Origin of the sequence: Micromonospora sp. NPDC023888, assembly GCF_040639415.1 — a bacterium.
Lineage (GTDB): Bacteria > Actinomycetota > Actinomycetes > Mycobacteriales > Micromonosporaceae > Micromonospora.
The window spans coordinates 125403-150605 of the sequence record NZ_JBEZZW010000017.1 but is presented as its reverse complement, the minus strand read 5'-3'; the positions used below and the strand labels follow the sequence as shown (position 1 = coordinate 150605).

The 25203-nt window shown below is 67.8% G+C and carries 21 protein-coding genes; 10 read left to right on the top strand and 11 right to left on the bottom strand.

Annotated features, from left to right (window positions below; genetic code table 11):
• Positions 1–239: 239 nt before the first annotated feature.
• Positions 240–1181, top strand: a complete 942-nt coding sequence (locus AB0F61_RS17825) for an inositol monophosphatase (protein WP_357810582.1) — start codon at positions 240–242, stop codon at positions 1179–1181.
• A 669-nt stretch (positions 1182–1850) separates the two neighbouring features.
• Positions 1851–4121 carry a glycoside hydrolase family 44 protein gene (locus AB0F61_RS17820; protein ID WP_357810579.1) on the top strand — a complete coding sequence of 757 codons (2271 nt, stop codon included), beginning with the start codon at positions 1851–1853 and terminating at the stop codon, positions 4119–4121.
• Positions 4122–4218: 97 nt separating this feature from the next.
• On the opposite strand, the gene AB0F61_RS17815 is transcribed toward AB0F61_RS17820, so the two are convergent.
• From AB0F61_RS17815 to AB0F61_RS17795, 5 genes are all read right to left on the bottom strand, one after another.
• Positions 4219–4800 carry a dihydrofolate reductase family protein gene (locus AB0F61_RS17815; RefSeq protein ID WP_357810575.1) on the bottom strand — a complete coding sequence of 194 codons (582 nt, stop codon included), beginning with the start codon at positions 4798–4800 and terminating at the stop codon, positions 4219–4221.
• A gap of 66 nt (positions 4801–4866) precedes the next feature.
• Positions 4867–5706 (bottom strand): helix-turn-helix domain-containing protein, encoded by an 840-nt coding sequence (locus tag AB0F61_RS17810; protein WP_357810572.1) that lies wholly within the window; start codon positions 5704–5706, stop codon positions 4867–4869.
• A 202-nt stretch (positions 5707–5908) separates the two neighbouring features.
• The gene (locus AB0F61_RS17805; protein ID WP_357810569.1) at positions 5909–7399 is read right to left on the bottom strand and encodes an endo-1,4-beta-xylanase; all 1491 of its coding nucleotides are present in this window, start codon (positions 7397–7399) and stop codon (positions 5909–5911) included.
• A gap of 516 nt (positions 7400–7915) precedes the next feature.
• Positions 7916–8143 carry a ferredoxin gene (locus AB0F61_RS17800; protein WP_357810566.1) on the bottom strand — a complete coding sequence of 76 codons (228 nt, stop codon included), beginning with the start codon at positions 8141–8143 and terminating at the stop codon, positions 7916–7918.
• Entirely contained in the window at positions 8140–9369 is a 1230-nt protein-coding gene (locus AB0F61_RS17795) for a cytochrome P450 (RefSeq protein ID WP_357810563.1), read from the bottom strand. Before AB0F61_RS17795 ends, AB0F61_RS17800 begins: the two co-directional genes overlap by 4 nt.
• A gap of 386 nt (positions 9370–9755) precedes the next feature.
• On the opposite strand from AB0F61_RS17795, the gene AB0F61_RS17790 reads away from it, so the two are divergent.
• From AB0F61_RS17790 to AB0F61_RS17780, 3 genes are all read left to right on the top strand, one after another.
• A complete protein-coding gene (locus tag AB0F61_RS17790; RefSeq protein WP_357810560.1) occupies positions 9756–11147 on the top strand; it encodes a hypothetical protein in 1392 nt (463 codons plus the stop codon).
• A gap of 254 nt (positions 11148–11401) precedes the next feature.
• On the top strand, positions 11402–12562 hold the full coding sequence (locus AB0F61_RS17785) for a low temperature requirement protein A (protein ID WP_357810558.1): 1161 nt from the start codon (positions 11402–11404) through the stop codon (positions 12560–12562).
• A 430-nt stretch (positions 12563–12992) separates the two neighbouring features.
• The gene (locus AB0F61_RS17780; RefSeq protein WP_357810555.1) at positions 12993–15809 is read left to right on the top strand and encodes an immunoglobulin-like domain-containing protein; all 2817 of its coding nucleotides are present in this window, start codon (positions 12993–12995) and stop codon (positions 15807–15809) included.
• An 87-nt stretch (positions 15810–15896) separates the two neighbouring features.
• On the opposite strand, the gene AB0F61_RS17775 is transcribed toward AB0F61_RS17780, so the two are convergent.
• Complete coding sequence (locus AB0F61_RS17775; RefSeq protein WP_357810552.1) at positions 15897–17564, bottom strand: family 43 glycosylhydrolase; 1668 nt, start codon at positions 17562–17564, stop codon at positions 15897–15899.
• A gap of 384 nt (positions 17565–17948) precedes the next feature.
• On the opposite strand from AB0F61_RS17775, the gene AB0F61_RS17770 reads away from it, so the two are divergent.
• Genes AB0F61_RS17770 through AB0F61_RS17760 form a run of 3 tightly spaced genes read left to right on the top strand, consistent with a single transcriptional unit; the run spans position 17949 to position 19567 of the window.
• Complete coding sequence (locus AB0F61_RS17770) at positions 17949–18119, top strand: hypothetical protein (protein WP_357810549.1); 171 nt, start codon at positions 17949–17951, stop codon at positions 18117–18119.
• A 27-nt stretch (positions 18120–18146) separates the two neighbouring features.
• Positions 18147–18722: a helix-turn-helix domain-containing protein gene (locus AB0F61_RS17765; protein ID WP_357810546.1), complete on the top strand. Its 576-nt coding sequence runs from the start codon at positions 18147–18149 to the stop codon at positions 18720–18722.
• 56 nt (positions 18723–18778) lie between these two features.
• Complete coding sequence (locus AB0F61_RS17760) at positions 18779–19567, top strand: SDR family oxidoreductase (protein WP_357810544.1); 789 nt, start codon at positions 18779–18781, stop codon at positions 19565–19567.
• A gap of 32 nt (positions 19568–19599) precedes the next feature.
• Here AB0F61_RS17760 and AB0F61_RS17755 read toward each other — a convergent pair whose 3' ends face one another.
• Together AB0F61_RS17755 and AB0F61_RS17750 are read right to left on the bottom strand one after the other, a co-directional pair.
• Positions 19600–19881, bottom strand: a complete 282-nt coding sequence (locus AB0F61_RS17755) for a hypothetical protein (RefSeq protein ID WP_357810542.1) — start codon at positions 19879–19881, stop codon at positions 19600–19602.
• Positions 19882–19938: 57 nt separating this feature from the next.
• Positions 19939–20115, bottom strand: coding sequence for a hypothetical protein (locus AB0F61_RS17750; RefSeq protein ID WP_357810539.1), 177 nt, complete (start codon positions 20113–20115; stop codon positions 19939–19941).
• Here AB0F61_RS17750 and AB0F61_RS17745 point away from each other — a divergent pair.
• Complete coding sequence (locus AB0F61_RS17745) at positions 20114–21067, top strand: D-2-hydroxyacid dehydrogenase family protein (protein ID WP_357810536.1); 954 nt, start codon at positions 20114–20116, stop codon at positions 21065–21067. The genes AB0F61_RS17750 and AB0F61_RS17745 overlap by 2 nt on opposite strands.
• A 62-nt stretch (positions 21068–21129) precedes the next feature.
• Positions 21130–22059, top strand: a complete 930-nt coding sequence (locus AB0F61_RS17740) for an AraC family transcriptional regulator (RefSeq protein ID WP_357810533.1) — start codon at positions 21130–21132, stop codon at positions 22057–22059.
• A gap of 104 nt (positions 22060–22163) precedes the next feature.
• On the opposite strand, the gene AB0F61_RS17735 is transcribed toward AB0F61_RS17740, so the two are convergent.
• The 3 genes from AB0F61_RS17735 to AB0F61_RS17725 are packed head-to-tail and all read right to left on the bottom strand — an operon-like array spanning position 22164 to position 25202.
• Positions 22164–23039 (bottom strand): carbohydrate ABC transporter permease, encoded by an 876-nt coding sequence (locus tag AB0F61_RS17735; protein ID WP_357810530.1) that lies wholly within the window; start codon positions 23037–23039, stop codon positions 22164–22166.
• Entirely contained in the window at positions 23032–23961 is a 930-nt protein-coding gene (locus AB0F61_RS17730; protein WP_357810527.1) for a sugar ABC transporter permease, read from the bottom strand. The genes AB0F61_RS17735 and AB0F61_RS17730 overlap by 8 nt, the downstream gene beginning before the upstream one ends.
• Positions 23958–25202, bottom strand: coding sequence for a sugar ABC transporter substrate-binding protein (locus AB0F61_RS17725; protein ID WP_357810524.1), 1245 nt, complete (start codon positions 25200–25202; stop codon positions 23958–23960). The genes AB0F61_RS17730 and AB0F61_RS17725 overlap by 4 nt, the downstream gene beginning before the upstream one ends.
• Position 25203: the final 1 nt, after the last annotated feature.

Here is a 25203-nt window from a genome sequence, read left to right as displayed (position 1 = left end):
CGCGTCCCACGCTCCGGCCTTCTGGGTTCTCGCCGATATCGAGGGCAACGAGGCTTGTGTGACGACCTGGCAGGGCCGAGACGACTCGTAGACCGTCCGCGGCGATTCTTCCCGCTACGCCCCTGTGGCGTTGTTCCAGTAACGAGAAAGCCGCCCGGTCCATGTCGGGGTGGGCGGCTTCGCTGCTTGCGCTGGCGCTATTCGCGCCGCCACCCCGGCTTCCAGTCAAGCTGGGCGCTGTGCCGACACCGACGCCCACGATCGCGCATGCCGGCGTTGATCCTGGAGATGCGGTGCGCACGCAGCCGGGCACCTGCGTCCATGGCCTCGACCTGGGCATAATGGCGGTCATGGAAAATGATCTACTGCTTGCTCGCCGTGCTGCTCTGGCCGGCGCAGCAGTGGGTCTGCGGTACTTTGCGGCCCTCGCTCAGTTGCCTCGGGAGCTGAAGTCGGACGGCAGCGTGGTGACCGAAGCTGATCGCGCCGTCGAAGCGGCTATCCGAGAGGTGTTGACCGACGCGCGGCCGGGCGATGCGATCCTCGGTGAGGAGGAAGGGCAGAGCGGTCGGGGCAGACGCCGTTGGATCGTCGACCCGATCGACGGGACCGCTCTGTTCGTCGCTGGTGACGACCGGTGGCTGGTGCTCGTCGCTTTGGAAGAGGCTGGCGAGATCGTCGTCGGAGTGGCAGCGGTACCCGCCCAAGGGACCATCTGGTGGGCGCAGCGGGCCAGCGGAGCATTCCGAGCGGACTTCTCCGGGCCGACGGCCACCGACGAGCGACGGATCACCGTCGACGTCGATGGACGGGACGTCCTACGCGGAAGTCGACTCGGCGTGATCCCCACCGACGACGAACTCCTGCCGGGTGAACGCGAAATGATAGCGCCGCTGAGCGTCTTGGCATCGACCGTGCCGTGGTGCACCCACGCCGCTCTGCTGGTGGCGAGCGGAGAGTTGGACCTCGCCATCCAGGCTCGGGGACAGGTGTGGGACTACGCGGCCACCTCGCTCATCGTTGAAGAGGCGGGCGGGCGCTACAGCGGGCTCGACGGGCAGACACAGCCCACTCCCGGGCCGGCTCTGTTCGCGCGCAGCAGCCTCCTGCATGCCGCAGCACTCGAAGTCCTCAGGGCCGGCGCACATCCATCGGCCGAAGTCCGCGTACCTCGACGGTGACGAGTACGGGTGATCGGCCCCGCGTCCGCACGTCCCGCGTCGAGTCACGCACGGCCCCAGGGCACGTTTCGCGCGCCCGCGGCCATCACGTCAGGTTGCGAGCCTTCGCGGCAGATCCGGATGGTTAGGCTCTCAGGTGCTTTCGAACCCTGTCCGCCTGCTCGGAACGTCGTCGACGATCACGAAACCGTGAGGGACATGACCAGCAACGGGATCGTCGTGCTCTCGGGCCCTCCGTGCTCGGGCAAGACCACGGCTCGGAAGGTCCGGGCTGAGGAGCGGGCATCCTCAGGTCGCGGTTGGACCCCGATGGAGGTCGACACCCTGTTCGACCTCCTGTTCCCGGAATCCGATCGAAGTCGTGACGACCGCATGCGCGCCGAGGCGTTCCCTTACTTCGACGGGGCTCTCCGCGTGGAGTCGTCCTCCGGGACACCCGAGGAACACGCACAGGGCATCGCCACGTGGCTGCGACAAGGCCCTCGACCGGTGGACCAGGACGCGTGGGCTCGGGCCGGAAGGGGCTGGAACTGAGGGCCGCGCTCACCTCGGCTACCTGGTTCATGGCAACCGATCCACAGTGGGTCTGCGGGCGTTGACTCGGGGCCAGGAAAGCGCAACCCTGTGGAAGCGCTCCCATCGTCGAGCTTCTATTCGAGAGGAATGCTCGTGCGTCCCACCACCGCTCTACTCCCCGTCGTGCTCGCCACGGCCCTCGGCGGTCTGGCCCTGCCGGAGCCCGCCCTGGCCGCGGCCGGCCCGGCCCTGGCCGTGGACACCACCGCCGCCCGGCACCAGATCAGCCCGTACATCTACGGCATGAACTTCGCCGACCAGGCCCTCGCCCGCGACCTGCGGCTGCCCGTGCACCGCTACGGCGGCAACGCCACCACCCGCTACAACTTCCGCAACGACACCACCAACCGCGCGGCGGACTGGTACTTCGAGAACATCCCCAACGACAACCCGAGTCCGGAAGACCTCCCGGAGGGCTCGGAGAGCGACCGGTTCGTGCAGGAGAACAAGGCCACCGGCGCCGCCACGGTCATGACAATGCCGATGCTCGGCTGGATCGCCAAGGACCGGTCGCGGGCGTGTGGCTTCAGCGTCGCCAAGTACGGCCCGCAGCAGTCCACCGACACCTGGGCACCGGACTGCGGCAACGGCATAAAGCCGGACGGGTCACCGATCACCGGCAACGATCCGGAGGACACCAGCGTCGCCGTCGGTCCGGAGTACGCCACCGACTTCGTCAACCACCTCAAGGGGCGGTTCGGCGCCGCCGCCGACGGCGGGGTCCAGTTCTACAACCTGGACAACGAGCCGGACCTGTGGCACTCCACCCACCGCGACGTCCGCCCGACCGGGCTGGGCTACGACGAGCTACGCGACCGCACCTACGAGTACGCCGCCGCGATCAAGGCTGCCGACCCCGGCGCCAAGACGCTCGGTCCCGTCGGCTGGGGCCTGAACTCGATCCTCTATTCGGGCCTCGACCAGGACACCTGCTCGCGCACCGGCTGCTGGTCGAACCCGCCGGACAAGGCCGCGCACGGCGGCCAGGACCTCGGCCCGTGGTACCTGGACCGGATGCGCGAGTACGAGCAGCAGCACGGTACGCGCATCCTCGACTACTTCGACGTCCACCTCTACCCGCAGCAAGCCGGCGTGTTGGGCGACGCGGCCGGCGACGCCAACACCCAGGCGCTGCGACTGCGCTCGACCCGCCAACTCTGGGACCCGACCTACGTGGACGAGAGCTGGATCAACAGTCCGGTCCGGTACATCCCACGCCTGCGCGAGCTGGTCGACCAGCACTACCCGGGCACGAAGATCGCGATGACCGAGTACAACTGGGGGGCCTACGGGTCGCTCAACGGCGCGCTCGCCCAGGCTGACGTACTCGGCATCTTCGGCCGCGAAGGGCTCGACCTGGCCACCCTCTGGACCGCACCCACGGCCGACCAACCGGTGGCCAACGCCTTCCGCATCTTCCGCAACTACGACGGCAAGGGCGGCGCGTTCGGCGAGACCTCCGTCCAGGCGACAAGCGCCGACCAGGGCAAGCTGGCCGTGTACGCCGCCGAGCGGAGCGCCGACAAGGCGCTCACACTGGTCGTCGTCAACAAGACCGGCGACGACCTGACCAGCCAGGTCGCCCTCACCGGCGCCTCGGCCAGCACCGCCCAGGTCTACCGTTACAGCGGAGCGAACCTCGCCGGCGTCGTCCGGGAGGCCGACCAGCCGGTGACCGCCGGCGGCCTCACGGCCACCTTCCCGGCCAACTCGATCACCCATCTGGTGCTGCCGCGCGGTACCACTCCCGGCGACACCCAGGCGCCGACCGCCCCGGGCAAGCCGACCGCCGGCACGATCACCGGCGACAGCGTCGCGCTGGCCTGGACGCCGTCCACCGACGACACCGCCGTCACCGGCTACGACGTGCACCGGGTCGACACCACCGGCACCGTGAAGGTGGGCAACACCACCGGCACCACGTACACCGTGACCGGGCTGACGCCGGACACCCCGTACACCTTCGTGGTAACCGCCCGCGACGCGGCGGGCAACGTCTCGGCGGCCTCGCCCGGCCTGACCGTGCGGACCGCGCCCACCGCCCCGACCGGCGGCTGCACGGTCGGCTACACGGCGAACAGTTGGCCGGGCGGCTTCACCGCGACCGTGACGATCAAGAACACCGGCACCACCCCGATCGACGGCTGGAAACTCGCCTTCGACTTCCCCACCACCACCCAGAAGGTCGGCCAGGGCTGGTCGGCCACCTGGAAACAGAACGGAACGAGCGTCACCGCGGACAGCATGAGCTGGAACGGCAAACTCGCCCCCGGCGCGTCCACCAGCACCGGCTTCAACGGCACGTGGAGCGGCACCAACCCGGTGCCAGCCGCCTTCAACCTCAACGGTCAACGCTGCGGGTGACCTGAGCGACCCCTACTCCGTACCACTGGCGGAGTAGGCCGGAGGGGTCCGGGGCGCCGCTGCGCCCCGGACCCCTCGCTCTCGATCGGCGGTCCGGTCAACGGCGCACCCGATAGCGCAGGTGAAGCACCCGGTCGCCCTGAATCACCACGTCGGGACCCTCCAACAGGTGCTGCGCGTCGACCGACCCGAAGTAGCGCTTGCCGGACCCGAACACCACGGGTACGACGTCCATGCGCACCTCGTCGACCAGGCCCGCGGCAAGCACCTGCCCACCGACGTCGCCAGCGGCGACCTCGACCACGCGGTCACCCGCAAGCTCCTGCGCCTTGGCCACGGCTGCCTCGACGCCGTCGACGAAGTGAAACGGCGCCTCGGTGTCCCAGCCCTCGGGCTCCGGTCGGTGCGTCACGACGACCACGTGGTCGATCCCGCCCGGAGGCTTCCCGTCCCAGCCGTCGGTCATGTCGAAGACGTGACGGCCGGCGATCGTGACTCCGATCTGGTCCCAGTGCGGCCGGGTGTAGTCGTAGGACGTCTGCGACACCTTCAACGCGCCGCTCTCGTCCAACGGGACGTCACCGCTGAGCAACCATTCGAACAGCGGTCCGGGTTGGTCATTCTCGTCCGCGATGAAACCGTCCACCGACACCGAGCTGTACATGACCACCTTGCCCACGGGGCGCTCCTCTGCTGTCGGGTGCCCCCAAATTAGCGTGTCGTGAGCTGTCGCTCTTGTAAGAAATCAATCGGCCGGCAGCGACCAACCGTCCAGCACGTGGCCGGGATGTTCGCGCAGGAACCGCCGCCGGACCTCGACGTACCGGGTCGGCGTGAGCCCGGTGAACGCCCGGAACTCGTGGCCGAAGTGGGCCTGGTCGAAGTAGCCTGCGCCACCGGCGAGGTCGCCCCAGTTGATCGGTCCGGAGGGGTCGATCGCGAACACGGTGGCGGTGAAGCGGTGGGTGCGGGCCAGCCGCTTCGGCGTGACGCCGATGAGCTCCTTGAACCGCTGCACCAGGTGCGTGCTGCTGACACCGGCTGCCACGCCCAGGTCGCCGATCGCCACCGCCCCGCTGGTCGCCGCGATGACGCTGCTCGTATGGCGGACCAGCCCGAGGCCGGCCGTCTCGCGCAGCCGTCGCATCAGCTCGTCCTCGAACAGGGTCAGCATCTCGTGCGGTCCGGCCGCCGTGTCCAGCCGGTCCCGCAGCTCGGCAACGGCGGGCCGACCCCACACCTGCTCTACCGTCACCGGTCGGTCACACAGCTCGGCCGCGGGCATCGGCAGGAACGGCGCCAGCCCCCACGGCTTGACGTGCGCGCCGACGGACCGGGTCCGGGGTGGGTAAGCGAACTCCAACGCGCGGGTGGGCATGGAGACCACGCAACCGTCGGCGTACTCGGCCATCGCGATGTCGGTGCCCGCTCGAATGCGGAACGGTGCCCCGAGGTTGACGATGAGCAGCGCCGACGGCATCGGCGGCAGCATCAGCCGGGCGTACGGCGGCGCACCCTCCAGGTAGTAGAGGTCGTCGATCAGCCCGTCGAGCGGCGGTCGCGGCACTCTGGACACGTATTCCACACCCACAGCATCGCCGACGCCCGCGGTGTCGCCGAGGTCTGGTTGTGCGACTGCGCTCACCAGCGGGCCCGAGAAGGGCAGAGGCATCGGCGAGCGCCCGGCGTCAACCGGGTCCGACCGACCACGGCGGCACCCGGGCCCGGAGCTGGTGGCTCCGGGCCCGGTCAACGCCCCGACGCGGAGGGTCGGTACGGGTCGGCGGTCAGGGGCTGGTGCAGGAGAGGCCGCCGGGCGCCGCGCTGCTGCTGCCGTTGACCAGGAAGCCGAACGTGGTCGAGGCGTTCGCGCCGAGAGATCCGTTGTATTCGGCGTTACGGACGCTGACCGCCCCACTGGTGCCGGTGTTGATGCCGTTCCAGACGTTGGCGATGGTCTGCCCACCGGCCAGCGTCAGCCGTACGGTCCAGCCGTTGAGGGTGGTGGAGCCGTTGTTGGCCACGGTGACCTCGCCCTGGAAGCCACCGTTCCAGTTGTTGACCATGCGGTACGTCGCGGTACAGGCACCCGGCTCCCCGGTGCTGGGCGGCGTGGTCGGTGGAGCGGTGGTCGGTGGAGCCGTGGTCGGTGGAGCCGTGGTCGGCGGAGCGGTCGTCGGCGGAGCCGTGGTCGGCGCAGCGGTCGTCGGTGGGGTCGTTCCCGGCACCGTGGTGGAGGCGGCGTTGAGAGCGTTGAGCACGGCGGTGTACGCCGCCTTGGGGTTGCTGTTGCGGTCGAAGAGCAGCGGGTTCTCGCTGCCGCGCCAGGAGTCGCTGTCCCGGATGCCCCACGTCGTGATGCCGACGCAGCGGGGGACGTTCATGCAGGCCTGGGTCAGGCCCTGGTACTGGCTGGTCGAGGCGTTGGTGACGTCCGCCTCGGTCAACGCCACGTCGACCCCGAGGTCGGCGAAGCTGGACAGCGTCTGCTGGAAGTTGCCCGGCAGCGAACTGCCACCTGTGAAGTGGGTCTGGAGACCGACGCAGTCGACCGGGACGCCCCGAGCCTTGAAGTCCTTGATCATGTTGTAGACGCCCTGCGTCTTGGCGTACGTCCAGTTCTCGATGTTGTAGTCGTTGTAGCACAGCTTCACGCTCGGGTCGGCGGCGCGCGCGGTCCGGAACGCCACCTCGATCCAGTCGTTCCCGGTGGACTGAAGGTTCGACGACCGCCGGCTGCCGTTCTCGGCGTAGGCCTCGTTCACCACGTCCCAGTAGGCGAATTTGCCCTTGTAGTGGGCCATGACGCCGTTGATGTGGCTGATCATCGCGGCCCGCAGGGCGCTGCCGCTGAGACTTCCCCAGAACCTGGGCTGCTGACCGTGCCAGGCCAGGGTGTGACCACGGAACCGCATGCCGCGCTCGGTGGCCCAGTTGTAGATCGCGTCACCGCGACGGAAGTCGAACTGGCCGGGGTTGGGCTCGGTCGCGTCGGGCTTCATCTCGTTGACGGCCGTCATCATGTCGAACTCACGGCTCGCGATGGTCAGGAAGCCCGAGTCGGTGAGACGGTCCGACCCCATGGCGGCGCCGAAGTACCGGCCGCTGCGCTCGGCGGCAGCTTTCAGGGTGGTCCCGGGCGGTCCGCTGAGATCGGCGCGAGCGAAGGTCGCCAGGGCCATCGACGACACGGTGATCGCCAGGGCGCAGGCCCCGCCCAGAAGCAGCCTGGCGGCACCCCTGGTTCGACGTTTCGGTTGAGCGGGTACGTCGTTCATCTGTGCTTTCTCCTCGGTGTCATGTCTGGTCCGTTGCCGATACGAGGCACGGAACCGGCGATCGCTGCACGGCCGACGAACGGAGCACCGCGCTCGCCGCTTGACCAGCACGCCGCAGGTGACGCCGAGCCGGCGTCAACCCAGCCGCGCCCGAATCGGTGGCCCACCGCCGGCTGCCCGGCCCGCCCGGTGGATGGCGAGCACCCCGCGCCGTACGCCCCTGCGGGATGACACTGCCCTGCCGCGATAATATATCGAATCAATTCGATCCGCGCGGTCGGCTGCCCATGGCCGGGCATGACGGGCCGGCGCGGAATGAACGGGCCGGACCGATCAGCACCGGCCGTGCCGCCCACTCTCTACCGCGACACCAGCTTGCGGCTCAGGCGAACAAGGCCGCCGACATCGCGACTCACCAGCGGTGAGCAGGTCGCCTGTGCCGCCAGGAGCCGTGCCGGCGCGCCCGGCGACGGGCCGGAGTGTCCAGCACGCGCGGGCGGCCCGGTCGTTTTCGGGTCAATCCTGCGGCGCGATCAGCCGGTCGTCGGTGGCATCGCGGACCGTGATCGCCTCCACCGGGCACGAGTCGGCGGCGTCGAGGACGACCTCGTCCGGGGCGACGACGTCGGCAAGCGGCGCGGACCGGCCGCCGACCAGACGGAAGTGCTCGGGCGCGGTACCGGTGCAGATGCTCGTGCCGATGCAGCGGTGCGAGTCCACTCCGATCCGCCACGCGGTGCTCACCAGGCCACCGGCATGCCGAGTAGGCCCCGCACCAACATGCCCCGCTTCCACTCCAGCTCGGCTTCCGGTACGGCGAGCCGCAAGCCGGGCAGACGCGTCGCGAGGGTGGCGACGGCGACCTGCAACTCCATGCGGGCGAGTTGCGCGCCGACGCAATGGTGGACGCCGTGCCCGAAGCCCAGGTGCGGGTTCGGCTCCCGGTCGAAATCCAGCCGGTCCGGGTCGGCGAAGACGGTACCGTCCCGATTCGCCGACGACAGTGAGCCGAGAACCGGCTCACCTGCCCGGACCAGCACCCCGCCGACCTCGACGTCCTCCTTGGCGTACCGGGCGAAGGAGGAGCCGACGCCGAGCGGCACGTAGCGCAACAGTTCCTCGACCGCGGCCGGCACCAGCGACGGGTCGGCCCGCAGCCGAGCGAACTGGTCCGGATTGTGCAGCAGGACGTAGACGAAGTTGGGGATCTGGGTCACCGTGGTCTCGTGGCCGGCCGCGAGCAGACCTCCGGCCAGCTCCACCAGCTCGGTCTCGCTGAGCCGATCCTGATTCTCGTCGCGGGCGCGCACCAACGCGCCGAGCAGGTCGTCGATCCCCGGCTCACGGCGGCGCTCGGCGACCAGACCACCGATGTAGCCCCAGAGGTTGTTCAGGTACTCCTGGATCGTTTCCGCCGGCAGGCTGGTGGTCGAGACGATCGCCTCGGACCAGGTGTGGAAGCGGTCGCGGTCGGCGTACGGGACCCCGAGCAGCTCGCAGATCACCTGGATCGGCAGCGGCGTGGCGACGTGCTCCACCAGGTCGGCCGGAGGACCGAGCCGAACCATGTCGTCGACAAGCGCGTCGGCGATCTCCTGGGCCCGGGGTCGCAGGGCCTCCACCCGACGTGCGGTGAACGCCTTCGCCACCAGCCGGCGCAGCCGGGTGTGATCGGGCGGGTCCATGGTCAGCATGCCGCTGTACTGCTGGCGCGGGGTGAGCCTGGGCTCGTCGCGCTGGACGGCCGGGGCGCGGCCGAACCGCACGTCGCCGAGGACCGTACGGACGTCCTCGTACCGGGTGGCGAGCCACGCCTCCTCGCCGTAGGGGAGCTTCACCCTGGTCATCGGCTCGTTCTCGCGCAGCTCGCCGTAGGTGGCATCGACGACCAGGCGGTCGGGCACACTGAACGGGTACTGCCGCGCGGGCGGAACGATTCGGTTCTCGGTGGTCTGCGCGCTCTCCGTCATCCGGATTTCCTTCGTCGAGACGGCGTGATCCTCAGGCCGGCACCACGTTCGTAGCGGCACCGGATTGCCAGCGTCCACGAGCTTGCGGACAGCACACATCGACGCTCAGTGATTCCTCGATATCGGATCGTAGCGGCAGATGTCGATGATCGCCATGGAGGCTGGTCCACGCCCGGACGCGACAGCTCAGTCCATTTCACCACCGGATGCCACTGCCGGTCGTGACGAAGAGTGTTGGCATCGACACATAGCGATCAACGTGGTTGATCGGGTCTCCTGCAACCGGCGGGTCGATACCTGACGACACGCCACAGCGAAGACCTACGCAAGGGGGAATGCGCATGTTTGACAACAGGCACCGGCGTCGGCGCGGTCACCGTCTAGGGTTGGCCTCCCTGCTCGTGAGCGTGCTGGTGATGGTGTCGTCCGGGCAGCCGGTCTATGCCGCCAACCTCGGCAGCGAGCCGACCCTGCCCTACGCGCAGCCGAGCAACACCAGCCTGCCCAGGGCTGGATGTGACACGACCGCCACCGACCCGAAGAGCCCGCCGGTCAACAGTCCGGCGGCGATACAGGTGATCTACGCGTGGAATGACTCCACCGGCAACCAGTACGCGACAAACGTCGAGCACGCCGCCCGGGTCGTGGACCGCGTCGACTGGCTGCTCGACCAGGCCAGCAACTACGACCAGCACTTCAAGTTCAGCTGCCGATCGACGACCACCAGCACGTACAACCAGTACGCGCAGGCGATGGTGACGTCCGAGAAGATCGACACTACGAGCACCGACTTCTGGTCGATCGCGAACGAGCTAGCGGCCAAGGGGTACGACGACAGCAACCGCTGGTACGTGGTCCTGACGGAGTTCGCCGCGCCGTCCGCCTCGGCACACTGGTGTCCGACCAGTGGAGGCAGCGGCTGCGTCTCCATCGTTGAGGCATGGGACAGTGGAGTCGTCGGGCACGAGATGGCGCACCTGCTCGGTGCCGGTCACGCCTACATGACCGAGCACGTCTGGCAGGACTCGAACGGTAGCTGGCAGGCCGAGCAATACTGCCCCGACATCATGATGTGCGCTGGCGACTGGTGGGCCCTCGACATGGGCTACCGCCAGAACTACGACCCGAGCGAGACCAGCGCGAGGTTCTATGTGGACAACTTTCCGTCGACGACGACGAACAACGCGGCGGTTCACCCGCTGCTCACCGCGCCAGTGTGCTGCGACGTCGGTGCCAACAACGACCTGCTGACCGCGCAGGAGCGGACCATCGAGGCACAGGCGCCGGGCACCTCGAACCCCACCGGGTTCAGCACCTCGGGTTCCGGGGCTGCCATCTCGGTGACGCCGCAGGGCTCGTACACCGGCGTTTCGGCCCGCTACTTCGACAACCGTCGCTCGTTGCAGTTCGTCAGCTCACCGCAGTCGGCGGAGAAGTCGGTAGTGGTGAGCCGCAAGCCGTCGGTGACGGTCGGGCACAACTACAAGTTCTTCGTCCGGCTACGCGCCGACTCGGGCACCGCCGCGCTGCGCATGCGGTGGTACAACTCCGGCGGCACGCTACTGTCCACGTCGACAAGCAGCTCGTTTGGCCTGACGTCGAACTGGTTGGAGTGGTCTTACGAAGCGGTCGCCCCGTCGAACGCGGCCACCGTGCAGATCTCCGTGGTGGCTCCGGCCGGTGGTTCGCAACCGGCGACCCTGACCATGCACGTGGACACCCTGCAACTGACCGACTGTAGCGCCAACGAGAACTCGCTGTGCCGCCCCACTACCTGATCCCACCCAGGTGATCGGATCTTTCCCCACGTCGCGCTCGCGCGACGTGGGGAAGGACGCGGGTGACCCCGAGCCGGCGGCATCGAGGTCTCGGTATCAGGACCTGGGTGACATCCGCAGAGCGTGCCTTCGCAAGATCGCACTAGGCCGCGGCGAGTGGCTTCCGGCGGTCCCGGCTCGTTTGTAAGAAGTGATCACTGATACGAGAGGAAACGCCCCGACGAGGTGGGGACCGTACACCGGGCTGACGGCGGATGGGTGAGCCTGGCGGCGAGCGGCTCATGCGCAAGGGAGCGAGCTGGCAGCGGGCGAGCCTCCTGGAGCTGTTCTTCGATCTTGTCTTCGTGTTCGCGCTCAATCAGGTAAGCGTGCGGCTGATCCAGGACCTCAGCACTGGACGCCAGCTTCGGTCCAGCGAGGTGGTGGAGACCTTCCTGCTGTTCCTGGCGCTCTGGGTCCTGTGGCTGTCGACGGTCGCGTTGACCAGCCGACAACATCCAGACTCGCTGCTGGTCCAGATCATGGTGTTCATGGCGATGGCCAGCGCCGTGGTGATGGCCGTTGCGGTACCCCAGGGTCGGGCTCTCGTCTTCGCCGGTACCTATGCGGCAGCCCGGCTGTCCCGCACGCTGCTCCTCCTGCTCTTTCGCCGTCAATGGATATTCCCTATCCCGGCGCAGCTCTCGCTTGCCGTGAGCGCGGTGCTGTGGATCGTGGGCGGTCTGGTGCACGACCAGGGTCGCCGCGCCGCGCTCTGGGCCCTTGCGCTGGCCATCGGCTACATCGGGTTCACGGCCGGCTTTCCACGAATCGCTGCCCCGATCGCGGGTGAGCACATGGCCGAGCGGTTGCAGCAGTTCTATCTGATCGCGTTAGGTGAGGCGATCTTCGTGTCCGGCAAGGCGTTCAGCGCCACCGACCTCGGCATCCCGCATACGGTCGGGTTCGGGCTGGCGTTCGTCGCCATCGTGCTGCTCTGGCGCGTCTACTTCTACCGGGCCGGCGTTACCCTCCCGCTGGCCATCACGGGCGCCCGGAACCCGACCCGGCAGTCCGTGGCGGTAGCCGGGACTCACCTGCTCATGATCGCCGGAGTCTTCCTGACCGGTGTCAGCTTCGAGCTGTACATCATGGGGCCGCTCGGCCGGCCGGAACCGAACTGGCTCATCGCTATCCTCGGCGGGCCCGCGCTGTTCCTGGCCGGGCGGTCGATTTTTGAACTCCAGGTCTTCAGCCGAATCTCCCGAACGCGGCCGGCCGGTCTGCTCGCCCTGGGCCTCCTGATCCCGGCCACGTGGTACCTGCCACCCCTGGCCGCCGGTGGCGCCGCCGCGACGGTACTGGCCGGCGTCGCCGGCTCGGACGCTTGGCGCTCCCGGGGCCACACCCCCGCGGCACCCACTCCACGGATCTGAGCCACCAGGGAATCCCGGCCCTTCGCGGAGCGAACCGTCAGGGCCAGAGACCAGAGTTTCGGTCAGCTTTCGAAGATCCGGCGATGCCCTTCTCGGCTGGTCACCTTGAGCGTGGCAGACGGTGCGTCGGGGGACGGCCAGATCTGCAACAGGTACTCGTCAACAACCGCGGGGCTCCGTGGTCTCGGGCCACAACGCACTGCGTTGACCTGGCAGCACGCCGTAGTTAGCGTTAACAAGCCCCGTCCACTTTAGAGCGAATGCCACCCCGGTCAAGGAGGACCCATTGCGACTGCGACAGCGAAGGCCACGTCTCGGGCTGAGTCGGAAGGGTAGAGGTGTCGCGGTCCTGGCACTGGGTGCGCTTCTTTCGGTCTCGTTCACAGCGACGCCCTCGCGCGCTGCCGAGGAGCAGCTCAACGAGGGTCTCGTGCACCACTTCGCCCTTGACGAGACCAGTGGGACGACGTTGGTCAACTCGGGTAGCGCGGGCGCGGCAGCGAACGCCACCCTCGTGAATCCCGAGAAGGCGACCTTGACCGGCGAAGGAGTCAGGTTCAACCCCGACTCCTACGAGAGCGCCCTCGACGGCGCATACGTGGCGCTGCCGAAGGACATCACCGCCGGCATGTCCAACCTCACCGTCGACTATGACGTGTGGGTCGACCCGGCAAACGTCGGCGAGCACCAGATGTGGAGTTTTGGCCGCAAGTCCGGCTCGTGTGACGTCGACACCGGCGCCGAGGGCTCCATCTTCGCGTCGAACACCCAGCGGTTCCGCGTCGCGGTGGGTCCGGCGAACATCCAACAGAACCGGGTCCGCATGCTCGAGGGAGCGTGGACTCACGTCACCTACACCCAGTCACTGGACCCGAGCGGTACGAGCTGGACCGGCAGGCTCTACCTCGACGGCGTTCTGCACGCGACGTCGGCGAACCTGACCACGCCGCCGTCGGTGAACGCCGCCGGGACCAACTGCAACTTCCTCGGTCGCTCGCAGACGTCGGGCCACTACTCGTTCCGTGGAACAATCCGGGACTTCCGTGTGTACGACCGGGCAGTGAGTCTCGACGAGACACTCGCCCTGGCAGAGAAGACCGTCTCCGAAGGCGTTCGCGCCGACGCCGCGGCCATCGACCTCGGCCTGACCAGTGCGGTCGTACGCGATATCGTTCTGCCCAAGGTGGGCTCCGTGGCAGGCTCGACCATCACCTGGACGAGTTCGAACCCGTCGGTCGTCGAGGTCAACACCCCACCAGCCCTCGCCAGCGCACGCAAGGTCGCGGTGACCGGCAGGATCAACCGGCCCGCGCAAGGACAGCCCGACGCGACAGCCACGCTCACGGCGACTGTCCGCAAGGGCGCCCAGGAGGTCACCACACGGGAGATCCCCGTCGTGGTGAAGGCCGAGTTCGACGATGCGCAGGCGGTCGACCGGGACGCCTTCGACCTGGCCCTGGACGCTACCGACGACGTACGCGGAAACCTCGACCTCGCTGCCAAGGGCGAGTTCGGATCCACGATCACCTGGAAGTCGACAACCGGCCTCGTCACCCCGACGGGTGAGGTCAGCCGCCCGGCCTTCGGCCATGAGGATGTTGCCGCCACCCTGACGGCGACCATCACCAAGGGTAGGGCCTCGAAGAAGAAGTCGTTCCCGGTGACCATCACCGCCATGCCGCGTTCCGAGGAGTACGAGCGGTACTTCATGGGGTACTTCAAGGGTGAGGGAATTGCCGACGGCGAGCAGATCATGTTCGCCACGTCCAACGGAAACACGGCTCTGGACTGGACCGGTCTGACCGGAGGTCGACCGTCACTCATCTCCCAGCTCGGCGACCAGGGGCTTCGTGACCCGCACATCGTCCGATCACCCGACGGCGACACGTTCTACATGATCGCCACCGACCTGAACTGGTACGACCAGGGTGGCTACGCCATCAACGACACCCAGTACATCGAGGTGTTCGAGTCGCACGATCTGGTGAACTGGACTCCTCAGCGGCACGTGAAGGTCGCGCCGGACAACGCGGGCAACGCCTTCGCGCCAGAGTCGCTGTGGGTCGAGGAGATCGGTGCCTACGTCGTGTTCTGGGCCCAGTCGCTGTGGAACGACCCCGTGAACCGCACCGGTCAGGGCAACGCGCAGATGTGGTACGCCACGACGCGAGACTTCCAGACGTTCTCCGCTCCCCAGGTCTGGCAGAATCCGGCCCCGCTGTCGCGGATCGACACGACCGCGATCCGGGTCGGTGACCACTACTACCGGGTGACCAAGAACGAGGCCGGCAACCAGGGCTCGGACATCTTCTCGGAGAAGCACACCAACTTCCTGGACAGCAACATCGACAACTGGACGTTGGTCGCGCCGGCTCTGGGGCGCACGACGTGGGTCGCCAACCAGGGGTACGAGGGACCGGTCATCTTCAAGGCCAACCCCGGTGACACCTCCTGCCCCGGCCAGTTCTACCTCTGGGGTGACCGGTACACGAACGGTGGGGGTTATCAGGCCGCGTGTCACGAGAACATCGAGGCCCCGACCTGGAACGCCAAGGCGATCACGATGACCAACGCGGGTGTCGTCCGTCCGCGTCACGGCACCGTGATCCCGCTGACCGTTCGCGAGTGGAACGACATCCGCGGCATCCCGAACAGCGACGTCGCGACCACCACCGAGGTGGCGGTCAAGCCGTACGCGAGGGGTGCCCAGACGACCACGGCCACCGTGACAGTCACGGCGGCCGACGGGTTCGAGACCGGCGGTCAGGTGCGGCTCAGCATCGGCTCGTGGTCGAAGCTCGCCCACCTGAGCGACGGCGCAGCCACCGTCACGCTGCCGGCTGGTCTGCCGGCGGGTGCCCGGACGGTCAAGGCCGAGTACCTCGGCTTCGACTACCTGAAGGCCTCGGCGGGTACGGCATCGTTCGGGGTGCCCTCCGGCCCGGCCGCCGTCAAGGTCCAGGCGAAAGCCGCGCCGGCATCGGTTGTCCGCGGGGGCACGTTCACACTGAACGTGACTGTGGGGCCGGCGGGCGGGCGGAAGCACCACGCTCCGACCCCGACCGGCGAGGTCACCGTCACCTTCGGCGGCACCGTGCACGTCGTGCCACTGGCGGACGGTAAGGCCGTCGTCGACCTGCCGACCGCCGATCTGCGGCCCGGGGTCTACCGGGTCCACGTCGCCTACTCCGGCAACCCGACCTACCAGCCCCACGCCGCCGACTACCAGAAGTTGACGGTGCGGTAGCCCGAGGCGTGTTGAACCGCGCCACAAGAAGGAGCGGGCGAGATGTGTTGATCTCGCCCGCTCCTACTGCACTGCCCAGCAACCGGACTATGGGGTGATCATGCCCTTCTCGACGGCCAGGTTGTAGTTCTCCCCGAACACGTTGAGTTCGTGGACGCCGACCTTGACGGTCTCGGTCGTACCCAGGACCTTCAGCCTGACTGCGTTCGTCAGCACCCGGTCGAAGGTGACGTAGTCAGCCGTGTACGCGGTTGTGTTCGTACTCCTGTCGACCAGGGGCCGCCACGTGTTGGTGGGAATATCCTTGTACTCCAGCGTGTACTGCACCGCGTTGTCCTTGGTGAACGTGCGCCCGAGCTCCTTCCACTGGATCTGCGCGGCGGAGATGTGGAAAACGGTCCCGAAACCCCTGATGTACGTGGGCGCGGTATCGCCGTCGGCCGGCTCCCACCACGTGGATAGGGAGCGGTCCCCTCCGTAGTACGGGTTGCGCCCAGGCGCATAGCTGCTCGCCCAGTACGCCTGGCTGTTGGTGGCCACATTGTAGAGTCCGACGTCGTCCCTGCCTGAGATCTTCTTCCCCGGGGCCAGTTGCGGCGTGTTGGACAACTCGCAATCGATTGCACCCCGTTTCGGACCGGCGGGAACCACGTTGCAGATGTCCATCCCCAGTCGCCGCTCGAAGAACTCCTCGTACGCGATGACATAGGTGTAGAAGAACACCAGGTTGCCGGACTTGTCGCGTACGAAACTGCCGTGCCCAGCGTTCGGATATACCGCACTCGGGTGGTTGTTTCCGTAGCCGATCGGGTTCTGCTGAGTGACTTTGAACCCGGACAGCGGTTTTTTCGACGTCATCACGCCGGTCGAGTACGTGGTGAACTCCGTGCCACCGGACGCAACCGAGAGGTAATACGTGTCCCCCACCTTGAACAGCTGCGAACCCTCCACGTACCCATGCGTGTAGGTCGCCTTGTTGTCACCGATGTGCTGCCACTCCTGGCGCGGGTCAAAGGTCCAGAGCACGACCGGGTCGCTGATGAGCTGCCGAGGGTTGTTCGGGTCGAGTTCGACGCCCATGATCGGTGAGCCGATGTTGTACGTCAGGTACAGCCGGCCGTCGGTGTCGAGGAAGAACTGCACGTCGCCGACGCTCAGGGTCTGGCCGGTGGGGCGCAGGAAGTTCCCCATGCTGGTCCACGGCCCGGTGGGCGAGTCCGCTTGATAGACCGGCGTGTTGTTGCCGGCCATGTAGAACTTGCTGCCCAACTGCACGACGGTCGGTGCGACCAGGCCCAGGTTCATCTCATGGGGCGTCCACGTGAGGTAGTCGGTAGTGGACCAGACGGTGCGGTTGTTGTTCGGTGCATTCTGCATGGCACCTGATGCGTAGAGATAGATGGTCCCGTCGACGTTCAGCGCGGACCAGTCCGCCCCGGTCCGTGCAGAGTTCTCCGAAATCCTGCTGAACCCGACGGTGGATCGGCTCGCGAGAGTTCGCCCGGACGCCGCCGTCCACGTCTCCAGATCCAAGCTGGCCGGGATTTGCGAAGTGTTCGCGACATTCTCGTCCGTAGGCGGCATCGTCCCCACGATGTTGCGCACGGCCATCCCGGGCAGATTGATCGGGTTCACATACGTCTGGGCCATGTCGACGCCGGCCAGTGGCACCTTGGCGGACGGGGTTTGCGGTCCGACGCCCGGCGGCACGGGCTTCTCCGCCGAGGCCGGCACGATCGGTGTCAGTTGACCCACCCCCACTCCTACCGCGAGAGCAAGGCCAATAGCCGCTAAACCTCGACGTCGGTTGCCGGCAGCCCACTCGATAACCATCAGGTCCTACCTTCCGTCTAGGCGTATTAGCGCTAACAACGGACACGGCCTAGGGTGGTTGATTGCCGGGTGTGAGGCATCCTTCGAAGGTGCACGAAGGGTGGTGGAAAGCTTGTCCGCTCGACCGGTTGAGCTTCCAGCGCACACGTCTGGCGGCTCGGTCTCGTCCAACGGGGATCAGTGACCGGGCAGATGTTAGCGCTAACAAGGTTGCGATCATGTTAACGCCGCCATCTGGAGCGTGTCAAGAGCGTCAATGTCAAGTGGCCCAATTGCGGGCTCCTCAATGTCAGTCAGGGACTCTCGGTGGATCTTCTCGCTGGCGCCCACTCCGTGGCTGTGGCCGCCCTACGCACCGAGGGAGTGCGGCAGGTCACCGCCGAAGACTCCGGCTGCGGGCCGACCGACGCGACAACCTCGGTGATCGGCGACGTCGGTGACCCCGTCCGCATGACGCCTCCCACAGTTGTGGACTGATCAGTCTCCTACTCGTAAGGTTGTCGCATGGGCAGGCCAAGGACGTTCGACATCGACACGGCGGTGGACCGTGCGATGGAGTTGTTCTGGCGTCAGGGATTCGAGGCGACCTCGACCGAGGATCTCGTGGAGAGCCTCGGAATCGCCCGGGGCAGCCTCTACAAGGCGTTCGGCTCCAAGGAGCAGCTCTACGCGCTGGCGCTCCGCCGTTACTGCCAGCGCCACGCGGTAGGGCTGACGGAGCTGTTGGACCGGGCGGAGCAGGTGCGCCCGGCGATCCGGGCGGTGCTCCTGGAGCTGATGGAGGCCGACCTGGCCGACCCGGAGCGGGGCTGCCTGCTGGTCAACGCGGCCACGGAACGCTCGACGCATCCGGACACGGTGCTACAGGTCTCGCGCACCATGGGTCAGGTCGAGTCGGCGCTGGCCGGGGCATTGGAGCGGGCGCGGGTCCGCGGGGAGATCGCGGCGGACAAGCAACCGCAGGAGCTGGCCCAGTTCCTGACCACGTTCCTGCAGGGCCTGCGGGTGATGGGCAAGGCCCGCGCGGATCGCGCGTTCCTCAACAATGCCGTGGAGGTCGCCCTGGGCGCCCTCGACTGACTTTTTGCTGCCCAAATTAGGAACTGATCAGTCAACAATTGTGGGAGTGAGTGTTAGTGGATCTCGAACTGCAGGGCAAGGTTGCCATTGTCACCGGCGCGAGCAGGGGCATCGGTCTGACCACCGTGGCGGCGTTGCTCAGCGAGGGTGCGCACGTCGTGGCGAGCAGCCGTGCGAGCACGCCAGAGCTCGACGCCCTGGCCGCGCGTGGCGCCACCGTGGTACTGGCCGACATCACCGACGCGGATACCCCGCAGCGGCTCGTCGACACCGCGCTGTCTGCGTACGGGCGTCTGGATGTACTGGTCAACAACGTTGGCGCCGGCAGTGCCCGGTCAGGATTCCTCGACGTCGACGACGCCGAGTGGGCGCGAGTGTTCGACGTGACGTTCTTCAGCGCCGTGCGCACCAGCAGGGCAGCCCTGCCAGCCCTGCTGGGCAACGGCGGAGCGATCGTCAACATCAGCAGCATCAACGCTCGGCTGCCGTTCCCGATGGTGGTCGACTACTCCGCGGCCAAGGCGGCGATGTCCAACCTGACCAAGACCCTGTCGGAGGAGTTCGCGCCGCGTGGCGTACGGGTCAACGCCGTCTCGCCCGGCCCGGTACGGACCCCGTTCTGGACCGGCCCGGACGGCTTCGCGCACGCCGTCGCCGCCAGCGCGGGTGTCAGCACCCAGCAGGCGCTTGACGAGGTCGTGCCGCAGAGCATGGCGATCAGCACCGGCCGGATCACCGAGGCCCGCGAGGTCGCCGACCTGGTGCTGTTCCTTGCCTCCGCCCGCTCCGCCAACACAACCGGCGCCGAGTTCATCCTCGATGGCGGCCAGGTCAAGACCCTCTGACCACGGATGCTCACGGTGGGCCGGCCGGGTCCTCATTGACCCGGCCGGCCGAAGCGGGTACCACCCCGGCGCAGATCGAGAAGCTCGACAACCTTCCTCCTGCTGTCGGCGACACCCACGACGAAGCCGCCATGCGCCTGGTGGACCGATGACCCGGCCCCGGCTGTGAGCGCCCTTGCCGCTTGCGCACGGGCGGCATCGACCCCGGAGCTCTGTCCGGGAACGTTTCCTGACCGGTCGAGCCCGGCGAACACCTCGTCGAGCGGTTCGATGCGCAGCGTGCAGGTGCGCCCTTGCGCCTGCACGCTGCGCACCAAGCCCGGCGGCCTCGCGGGGCCTTCAGGTGCGGGGAGACGGTTGGCTTGCCGATCTCAGTGGCTGAGCCAGCCTTCCCACAGTGGCCGGGTCTGGCTCAGCTGCGCCAGCATGGCGCGCCAGCTCGCGTCGGTCAGGGCGCCGAAGATGAGGTCGGAGGTCCTGGACGTCCTCCGACACTGCGGCAGCTCCGCAATTGAGCACTTCTTCAGATGGAAGGCGGATTTCGTCATGTCAGGTGATCTTCGTTGCGCCGTCCTGGACGACTACCAGGACGTGGCACTCGGCCTGGCGGACTGGTCCCGGGTCCGGGCCACCAGCTTTCGCGAGCACTTCACGAACACCGACGATCTGGTGGCGGCCATCCACGACTGCGAAATCGTGGTGGCCATGAGGGAGCGCACGCCGTTCCCCGCCGAGGTGTTCGACCGGCTGCCCCACCTGCGGCTGCTCGTCACCACCGGCATGGGCAACGCCGCCATCGACCTGGGGGCGGCGCGGGCGCACGGCGTCACGGTGTGCGGCACAGGCGGCGGCTGGACCTCGACGGTCGAGCTGACGTGGGCGCTGATCCTCGGCCTGGCCCGCCACCTGGTGCCCGAGGCGACCGCGCTGCGCACCGGTGGTCCCTGGCAGCACACCCTCGGCACCGACCTGCACGGACGCACCCTCGGGCTGCTCGGCCTGGGCAGGATCGGGTCCCAGGTGGCGGCGGTCGGGCGGGCGTTCGGCATGGACGTCCTGGCCTGGAGCCAGAACCTGACGCCCCAGCGGGCCGAGGAGGGCGGCGCGCGGCTGGCCCCCGGCCTGGATGCCCTGCTCGCCGGGTCCGACGTCGTCTCCGTTCACCTCGTACTCGGCGACCGGACGCGCGGGCTTGTCGGCGCGCAAGAACTCGCGCTGATGAAGCCCACCGCCTACCTGGTCAACACCTCGCGGGCGGCGATCGTCGACCAGTCCGCCCTGGCGTCCGCGCTACGCGAAGGGCGGATCGCGGGAGCCGGGCTCGACGTGTTCGACGAGGAGCCACTGCCCGCCGGACATGAGTTCCGTACGCTGCCGAACGTGCTGGCCACGCCGCACCTCGGCTATGTCAGCGAGCTGAACTACGCGACGTTCTTCCGGGACGCCGTGGACGACATCGGCGCCTTCCTCGACGGCAGCCCGGTCCGGGTACTGACCTGACTCAGTGCTTGTCACCGCACCCGTGGCAGGTACGTCCGGGGGCGGATCGGCTGGCCCACAGCATGGACAATCCGCTGGTGACGGCGCACGATAGACCGATGCCGCTCCAGGAGGGTTTTCGGGGGCAGCGGTTGGCCTCGGTGCCCCGTCCAATCGTCGCCGAGGCGCTGCGGCGCCCGATCACCGGGCGGCTTCTCGTCACCGACGCCGGGTACTACCCGCACGCCGCTGACCACCGGATGCTACGCCCTCGGGGCACGCCCGAGGTGATCCTGATCGTGTGTGCCTCGGGCATGGGCTGGGCGCGGGTCGGGTCGGGCATGCATCGGATCGGGGCGTGGCAGGCGCTGGTCATCCCCCGTGGCGTGCCCCACGAGTACGGTGCCGACGAGCGCGACCCCTGGACGATCTGGTGGGCGCATCTGATGGGCTCCGACGTGTCGGATCTCGTGGACTGCATGGAGGCCACGATCGAACGACCCGTGGTGCCGGTGCGGGCCATCGGTCGGGCGGTGACGCTGCTGGACGAGATCGTCACCTGTGTCGAGCGTGACCAGTCACCCATCCGCCTGCTGGGCGCTGCGGGGACGGCGTGGAAGCTGCTGACCCAGATCAGCGTCGACAGGCTGCTTCCGGAACCGGGCGACCCGCTACAACGTGCCATGAGCTACCTGGCCGAGCGGCTCGACGGCAACGTGAAGGTGCCCGAGCTGGCGCGGCTGGTGGGGGTGTCGCCGTCGCATCTGAGCACCCTGTTTCGCAGGGCGACCGGAGGCGGGGTGTTGGCTCACCACACCGCGCTGCGGATGGCGAGGGCGCGGCAACTGCTCGACACGACGGGTGCGACGGTCACCGAGATCGCGTCGGAGATCGGCTTTGACGACGCCTTCTACTTCTCACGGGTATTTCGCAAGCACCATGGGATGAGCCCGAGCGGTTACCGCCGCCGCCACGCGGGCTACGACCTCGCCGATGCTGCCTTCGAGGTCTGACCGCACCTCTTCGGTGGGATCGAGGGGTCGGGGTTCGCCCGGATACCGGCGTGGCATCCGGACGAAACAGCCACACCGGCCGTCCGGTGTGGCCCGACCACGGTTCAGCCCTTCAAGCCACTGCTCGCGATGCCGGAGAAGAACTGCCGCTGGAGCGCCAGGAAGATGAGGATGAGCGGCAGCGACGCGACGAGGGCGCCGGCCATGAGGGTCGGGTAGTCGGTTCCGAACTGGCCCTGCAGTCCGGCCAGGCCGACGGTGATGGGCCGCCTGTCACCGCGCGGAGTCACGATGAGCGGCCAGAGCAGATCGTTCCAGGAGTAGAGCGAGGTGAGGACGGCCAGCGCCGCCATGGTCGGACGGGCCATGGGCAGCATGATGTACCAGAACGTCCGCAGGGGTCCGGCGCCGTCGAGTCGGGCGGCTTCTTCGAACCCGGAGGGGATCGACATGAACGCCTGCCGCATCAGGAAGATCCCGAAGGCCGAGAACATGCCCGGAATCGCCAGGGCGGGAATGGTGTCGAGCATCCCGAGGTCCCTGATGATCTCGAACTGCCCGATGAGGAACAGCTGACTGGGCACCATGAGCATGGCGATGAACAGCCCGAACAGGAGCTTGCGTCCGGGGAACCGGAGCCGGGCGAACGCGTAGCCGGCAAGCGCCGCGACGGCGAGCTGCCCGATGACGCGCAGTACGAGCGCGGCCACGGAGACGGTGAGCTGCGCCCAGAACGGCACCGAGCCGAAGAACGTGGCGAATGCGCCGGTGGTCGGGTCCTCGGGCAGGAACGTCGGCGGCATCTGGGACGCTTCGCGGTTGGACTTGAAGATGGTGAGCAACTGCCAGACGAACGGCGCCACCATGACGACTGCCGAGACGGCGAGAATGACGTGGATGACCCACTCGCCGTGTCGCGAGGCCTTGGATCCGGCTGCTGCGCGCCCCGGTCGCCTGCTTCGCAGGAATTGATCAGTCATAGAACACCCACCGACGTTGCAGGCGGAACTGGACGAGGGTCGCCGCCATGATCACCATGAGCAGCACGATCGCGATCGCCGCACCGTAGCCCTGGTCGAACTCCACGAAGGCCTTCTCGTAGAAGAGGTAGACGATGGTCTTCGAGTCGGCGAGCGCCGTGTTGTTGACGCTGCGGAGCATCACGAAGATCAGGTCGAACATCTGCAGCGCGGAGATCACGGTCAGCACGGTCACCAGAAACACGCTCGGCGACAACAGCGGCAGGGTGATCCGGAAGAACTGGCGGACCCGTCCCGCCCCGTCGAGCGAGGATGCCTCGTAGAGATCCTGCGGGATCGACTGGAGTCCAGCCCCGAGGATGATGAGGTTGATGCCGAGGCTCATCCAGATGCCGACGGCACCGACCGCGTAGATCGTGAAGGTCGCGTCGGCGACCCAGTACTGTCCGGGGACGCCGACCAGGGAGAGGACGTAGTTCAGCAGGCCGAAGTCGCCGTTGTAGATGAAGCGCCAGACCATGCTGACCGCGACCGGCAGCGTCACGACCGGCAGGAAGAACAGGACCCGGTAGAAGGCGCGGCCCCGGCCGACCTGCTCGATGAGTGCGGCGAGCACGATCGCGACGGGGAGGCCGAGCAGCAGGATCGCGGTGTAGAGCGCCGAGTTGCGCAGGGCCTGCCAGAAGCGCCCGTCGCCGAGCAACTCGGTGTAGTTGTCGAATCCGGTGAACGTCGCGGGCCCGAAGGCCGGCACGTCCATGAAGCTCTTGCCGAAGGTGGTGAGGAACGGCCAGACGTAGAGGGCGACGAGGCCGATGAGCGCCGGGGCGATCATCAGATAGCCCCATCCTGGCGAGGGCAGCAGCCCTCCCCCGCGGCGCTTGCGCTGCCGCAGGGGAGGACTGGGGATGGTGGTGGTCACTGCGCGAGGACCTCGTTGATGGCTGTGTTGTAGGCCCGGGCGGCGTCGGCAGCGGTCTGCTTGCCCTCCCACGCCGGGGCGAGGTACTGGGTTTCGAGGCCGGTCCACTTGGCCGCGTCACCGGCGATCGGCAGCGGCACCGAGTAGGCGACGGCGTCGACGAAGACCTTGAGGTTGAACTCGGGCATCGCGTCGAGCCAGCCCTGCTGGGTGCCCTGGTAGGCGGGCAGCACCGCGCCGCTCTTGGCCTGGATGACCGCCGCGTCCTTGCCACTGGCGAAGATGAGGAACTCGGCGAGTTCCTTGGGGTGCTTGGTGCCGGCGTATCCGGCGTTGAGGATGCCGCTGATCATGGTGGCCCGCTGCTTCGCCTTCGGCAGCGGCGCGACGCCGACGTTCGGGCGCAGCCTCTGGTCGCCGTAGAGGCGCTGGGCCCAGAAGGAGCCGGAGAAGTACATGGCGACCTTCTGGTCGATGAACATCTGCACCGCCTCGGTGTCCGAGAGCTGCTTGAGCGTCGGCGAGAGACCGTCGGCGTGCATCTGGGTCCAGAACTGCAGACCGGAGATCGCCTCCGGGCTGTCGACGGCGGCCTTGCCGTCGGCGCCGATCACCGTGCCGCCGGCCTGGTAGATGCTGTTGTAGTAGCCGCCCTGCCGGTCGATCGGGGCGGCGATGCCCCACACCCCGGCGGCGGGGTTTGTCAGTTTTCGGGCGGCCGCACGCGCGTCGTCCCAGGTCCAACTGTCGTTCGGGTAGGCCACACCTGCCTTGTCGAAGAGGGCCTTGTTGAACCAGATCGCGTTCGTGTCGAAGTCCTTCGGCAGGCCGAAGAGCTTGCCGTCGACGTCGTACAGGTCAAGGACGGCCTTGGGGTACGCGGCCAGGTCGACGCCCGCCGCCTTGACCGCGTCGGTGATGTTGAGCAGCTGGTTGCCCTTGGCGTAGGCGGGGAACTGGTCGGCGAGCATCCAGAACGCGTCGGGTGCGGTGCGCCCCGCGGCCCCGACCTGCAGGGTGGACCAGTATTCGGGCCACGGCAGGACCTGGACCTGGACATCGATGTTCGGGTGCTTGTCCTCGAAGGCCTTGGCGATCGCCTCCATGGCCGGCTTCTGGTCGTCGCTCCAGGTCGCGTAGCTCAAGGTGACCTTGCCGTCGCCTCCGGCGCTACTGCATCCGGTGGCGGCGAGGGTGACCAGCAGAGCCGCTGCGGCGACCCATCTCTTGCCGTTTCGCATG

Coding starts and splice junctions, on each gene's coding strand:
- AB0F61_RS17805 (WP_357810569.1), bottom strand. CDS start 7,399: ATGAACGACGTACCCGCTCAACCGAAACGTCGAACCAGGGGTGCCGCC.
- AB0F61_RS17795 (WP_357810563.1), bottom strand. CDS start 9,369: ATGACGGAGAGCGCGCAGACCACCGAGAACCGAATCGTTCCGCCCGCG.
- AB0F61_RS17785 (WP_357810558.1), top strand. CDS start 11,402: ATGGGTGAGCCTGGCGGCGAGCGGCTCATGCGCAAGGGAGCGAGCTGG.
- AB0F61_RS17765 (WP_357810546.1), top strand. CDS start 18,147: ATGGGCAGGCCAAGGACGTTCGACATCGACACGGCGGTGGACCGTGCG.
- AB0F61_RS17745 (WP_357810536.1), top strand. CDS start 20,114: ATGTCAGGTGATCTTCGTTGCGCCGTCCTGGACGACTACCAGGACGTG.
- AB0F61_RS17750 (WP_357810539.1), bottom strand. CDS start 20,115: ATGACGAAATCCGCCTTCCATCTGAAGAAGTGCTCAATTGCGGAGCTG.
- AB0F61_RS17740 (WP_357810533.1), top strand. CDS start 21,130: ATGGACAATCCGCTGGTGACGGCGCACGATAGACCGATGCCGCTCCAG.
- AB0F61_RS17735 (WP_357810530.1), bottom strand. CDS start 23,039: ATGACTGATCAATTCCTGCGAAGCAGGCGACCGGGGCGCGCAGCAGCC.
- AB0F61_RS17725 (WP_357810524.1), bottom strand. CDS start 25,202: ATGCGAAACGGCAAGAGATGGGTCGCCGCAGCGGCTCTGCTGGTCACC.